Source organism: Komagataeibacter europaeus LMG 18890, assembly GCF_000285295.1.
Classification (GTDB): Bacteria; Pseudomonadota; Alphaproteobacteria; order Acetobacterales; family Acetobacteraceae; genus Komagataeibacter; species Komagataeibacter europaeus.
Genome location: NZ_CADP01000167.1, coordinates 1 through 4312, shown reverse-complemented (window position 1 = coordinate 4312; position 4312 = coordinate 1). Strand labels below are relative to the sequence as shown.

The following is a 4312-nucleotide window of genomic DNA, read 5'->3' as shown; positions in this document are numbered from 1 at the left end:
CCCCAGAACGAGCAGCTTCCTTATTTCCCGGTTGCCCGTTTTCGTAATCCTGCCCAGCCGGACCTTTCCGCCGGACGAGTGCTGCCGCGGCACAAGTCCAAGCCAGGCCGCGAAGTGCCGCGCACTTTCGAAAGTGTCGATATCCGTGACAGATGCCACGATCAAGGACGCGGTCATCGGGCCGATGCCGGGTATTGTCAAAAGACGACGGGCATCTTCGTCCTGCCTGGCGTGCGCCTGGATTCGCCTTTCCAGGCATCCGATGCTTTCACTCAACTTTCCGTATTGTTCGAAGAGCAAAATGACGGTCTGCTTCATGACGTCGGGCAAATCGGGTGATGTCTCGATTTTCGCCAGAAGATCGGGCAGGCGACTGTTTCCCAACGGCACGATCAAGCCGAATTCCGCTGCAAGCGCGCGCAACGCATTGACCAGCATCGTCTGCTGTTTGACCAATAGTGTGCGCGTTGAGTGTAACGAGAGCAGGCTTTGCTGTTCTTCGTTTTTGATCGGGACGAAGCGCGTGTCGGGATGGAGTGCCGCAAGACAAATGGCTGCGGCGTCAACAGCGTCGTTTTTCTTGCCACGTTTGACGAACGGCTTGACCATGTCCGGCGGAATAAGTTTCACGTCATGACCCGCATCGCGGATGACGCGCGCCCAATGATGCGATGTGCCGCAAGCTTCGAGCACGACCTGACACCGCTCGAGTTTCCCGAAGAATGAGGCAACCTCACTGCGCCCGAGCTTTCGCTTGAGAAGACATTTTCCATTTGCATCTGTGCCGTGCGCCTGAAAAACGGACTTGGCGATATCCAGGCCGATCATGGTAATTTTCATCCGGGCGGTCTCCTCTGAATGGTCATTCCGACCCCAGCATGGCACATTGATGCCGCATGGAGGCCGTCCACCCCATCTTGACCTTTGTCGTGCGGCATTTCCTGCCGCATCTGAACCGGGACAACATCTGGCGTATTCTGAAAGATGCCGGATTGAACAGGCTGCCTCCTGCTCCAAAGACCGGACCACTTCGGGGACAGGGAACATTCCGGGATTACGATCCCGGTTATGTCCATATTGATGTGAAACATCTGCCCAAATTGCAGACGGCAGATGGAGAACGGCGGAAACGTTTCCTATATGTCGCCATTGATAGATGCTCCCGTTCGGTACATCTGGCCGTCTATGACGCGGAAAATGCCGATAATTCCGTCGATTTCCTCAAAGCTGTCAAAACCGCCTTTCCTTTCCGGATCACCCATATTCTGACCGATCGTGGTTCCTGTTTTACGGCGGATGCCTTCGAAAAAGCCTGTCATGACATGGGAATCGACCGACGCCGGACCAAAGCTTACTCCCCTCAGACCAATGGAATGGTCGAACGCTTCAATGGCCGTGTCGCCACAGAGGTGTTGCCGGTCTGTGTCTCAAGCCATAAGGATCTGGAAATTCTGCTCAGAGGATTCTGTTTCGCTTACAATCATCGCCGGCAGCGTGTTCTGGGCGGCATAACTCCCGCCCAATGCATCACGTCGTGGCTTGAAAAACATCCCGCGTCCCGTAATGCCGACTACATCAAACCAGCCAACTGTGACATCATGAAACAGGTCGATGAAATCCTCGAATACGCCAATGACGTCTCACAACCTGACAGCTACGGCGTGTCGTCAGTTAAGTAGGATGATGATTGAGGCGAACTGCACGGCTGCGAGGAAGGTCGATTTCAGTTTATCGTAGCGGGTTGCGATAGCGCGAAACTGCTTGAGTTTATTGAAGAACCTCTCAACAAGGTTCCGTTCGCGGTAGAGAGAAAAATCGGTTTTCCGTCGTGTCGTTCTGTTGCGTTTTGGCGGGATGACCGGGGTAATCCCGCGCTGTATCAGACGATCGATCAACCTGTCCGCGTCATACGCCTTGTCAGCAAGGAAAGCATCCGGGTCGATGTTTTCCAGAAGTGGTTCTGCCTGGATGATATCGGCATCCTGTCCCGGTGTGATGCCACGTTCCACCGGATTGCCCAGAGCGTCGCAGATGGCATGGATCTTTGTAGTCAGCCCGCCTCGTGATCGTCCGATGGCCTGATCCGTGCCCCTTTTTTGAGAGCTCCGGCACTATGCTGATGCGCCCGGACAATTGTGCTGTCGATCATCATGTATTCGTTGTCGTGATCAGCGGCCAGATAACGAAATATCCGTTCGATGACGCCGCTTTCACACCAGCGGCGCAGACGCCGGTGCACGTTTTTCCAGTCCCCGAAACGGGCAGGAAGGTCGCGCCATGGAATACCCGCGCGATAGCGATACAGCACCGCCTCCACGAACAGACGGTTGTCCACCGGAGTGCCACCGACATAGCCTTCTCGACCGGGAAGAAGGTCCTTTATCCGCTCCCACTGGTCATCACGTAAACTATAGCGCCGCATCTGTCTGTCTCCCCCAAAAAACGGGAAAACAGTCAGCACACGCAGACACAAAGTACAATCCTCACCTGCCACACTCAGGGCTTAACTGACGACACGCCCTAATCCGGCACATGATCGTCGCGCTTTGCCGGCATTAAAAAAAGGGAATGGCTATCGAGTTAAGTCTCGACTTTCGAAAAGATAGACATTATCCATTTGAAATCGAAAGTTGGTGCGCACCGGACGTTTATCGAAAGAAAGATTTATGACAGCTGATCTCGAGCAAGCCGGATATACGAGTCTCCAAATGGTTGAAGGGCTGGCGGATAAAGCCGCGGCAGTTCTGGAAAATTTGAGGGAAAGCGCTGTTGCCGCGCGAGCCGGCGAGCGACGAGAACCGACATTTCAGATTGGCCAGGCTGCAGAACTCGTAGGCCGGACGCCCGCAGCCATACGCGACGCAGAAAAGGATGGTCGTCTACCCAAACCTGAACGGGGAGCCAATAACAGGCGTGTGGGATATACGCTTGAACAGGTCAACGACATGCGCGGGATCTTTGGCACGCGTCCGTGGCGTGATCCAGGCGACCCGCCGGCAATCATAGCTGTTCAAAACTTTAAAGGCGGTGTCGGGAAATCAACGGTTGCTGTTCACCTTGCGCAATATCTCGCGATCCAAGGCTATCGCGTGGCGCTGATCGATTGTGATAGCCAAGCGTCAGCAACAACGCTCTTTGGTTACGTGCCAGATTTAGACCTTACTGATGATGAGACGCTTTATCCGTTTTTGCGGCACGATGAACGTTCGTCACTGAGCTACGCGCTCAAACCTACGCATTTCGATGGTCTATATCTGATACCGTCTAATCTGCGGCTGTTTCAATCTGAGTATGAAATCGCCGCGCGGATGGCTCAGGGCGAGCCTGGGCTTGTGGATCGGTTGTCGGTAGGGCTGGCGTCTATAGCGCCAAATTTTGACGTTATAATTATGGATCCTCCTCCTGCCTTGGGAGCAATCTCGCTTTCTGTGCTGAGGGCAGCAAATGCATTGGTCGTTCCGGTGCCCCCGACAATTATGGACTTTTCGTCAACGACGGCCTTCCTGTCGATGCTGGAGGAGACATTGCGGACGCTAGCGCAGTTTGACAGGGCTCCTTCTCTAGAGTTTCTCAAATTCGTGGCTTCTCGGGTTGAAGAGAACAAATCGATTCACAAGGAACTTATCAAGTTGATGCAGGCTATTTTCGGCCATCATCTAGTTAGAGCCCCTCTGAAAAATTCTGCTGAAATCGACAATGCCACAGCTCGACTCATGACTGTGTACGAACAGCAAGGAGCGATCACAAGCAAGTCGGTTCGTGATCGCTGCCTTACCTATCTGAACGCAGTGTGTAAGGAGCTTGAAACAGATATTCGGGGAATGTGGCCTAGTCATCAGGAGCGGCTTCGCAAGGAAGGACTGGTGTAATTTTTTCTTGGAGATGGCGGTTCATTGAACTCTCGCAAATCGTCAATTTCTGAAAATTGCAACGTTGCAATTTTGGATTGGTGGCGGAGCGAGAAGCGAAGCACGCATTTTCAAAGCATTATTCGAACTTTTTGCAGGTCGAGTAATGTGAAAAAGGAGGGATAAATGTCGGGGAAAAACAGGGCTTTTGCGGACGGCTTAACAGCTGCAATTTCAGGCGTAACCGGTAGACAAGGCCAGTCTCGTCCAAATCGGTCAATCATTAATGATCGTACTAACCGATTAGCAGAAGTTGCTAGCGGTAAAGTTGTTACTCGTACTCACGAGTTTATTGACCCTGCACGATGCAAAATGTGGGAGGGTCATAATCGTGATTACGCCGCGTTGTCTTATGAAAACTGTCGCGAACTTATCGAAAGCATTCGTGCGCAGGGACGCCAAGA

At 52.9% G+C, this 4312-nt stretch carries 4 protein-coding genes and 1 pseudogene; 3 read left to right on the top strand and 2 right to left on the bottom strand.

What is annotated here, in order from left to right; translation table 11 throughout:
* A partial coding sequence (locus GEU01_RS19705; protein ID WP_019086757.1) for an IS110 family RNA-guided transposase occupies nt 1-840 on the bottom strand: 840 nt, incomplete at its 3' end.
* A 77-nt stretch (nt 841-917) separates the two neighbouring features.
* On the opposite strand from GEU01_RS19705, the pseudogene GEU01_RS19700 reads away from it, so the two are divergent.
* A pseudogene (locus GEU01_RS19700) lies at nt 918-1679 on the top strand (DDE-type integrase/transposase/recombinase); the annotation flags it as partial.
* Here GEU01_RS19700 and GEU01_RS25085 read toward each other — a convergent pair.
* Nucleotides 1668-2422 (bottom strand): IS5 family transposase gene (locus tag GEU01_RS25085; RefSeq protein ID WP_085949338.1). Its coding sequence is split into 2 segments (ribosomal slippage): nt 1668-2083 and nt 2083-2422, totalling 756 coding nucleotides; the frame shifts between segments, so codons are not numbered across the junction. The pseudogene GEU01_RS19700 and the gene GEU01_RS25085 overlap by 12 nt on opposite strands.
* Nucleotides 2423-2666: 244 nt before the next feature.
* Between GEU01_RS25085 and GEU01_RS19685 the strand changes: the two genes are divergently transcribed.
* Both GEU01_RS19685 and GEU01_RS27115 read left to right on the top strand, forming a co-directional pair.
* Nucleotides 2667-3869, top strand: coding sequence for an AAA family ATPase (locus GEU01_RS19685; RefSeq protein ID WP_019087420.1), 1203 nt, complete (start codon nt 2667-2669; stop codon nt 3867-3869).
* 165 nt (nt 3870-4034) lie between these two features.
* Nucleotides 4035-4312 (top strand): ParB N-terminal domain-containing protein (locus GEU01_RS27115; RefSeq protein ID WP_232272639.1); only part of this gene is annotated, 278 nt, incomplete at its 3' end.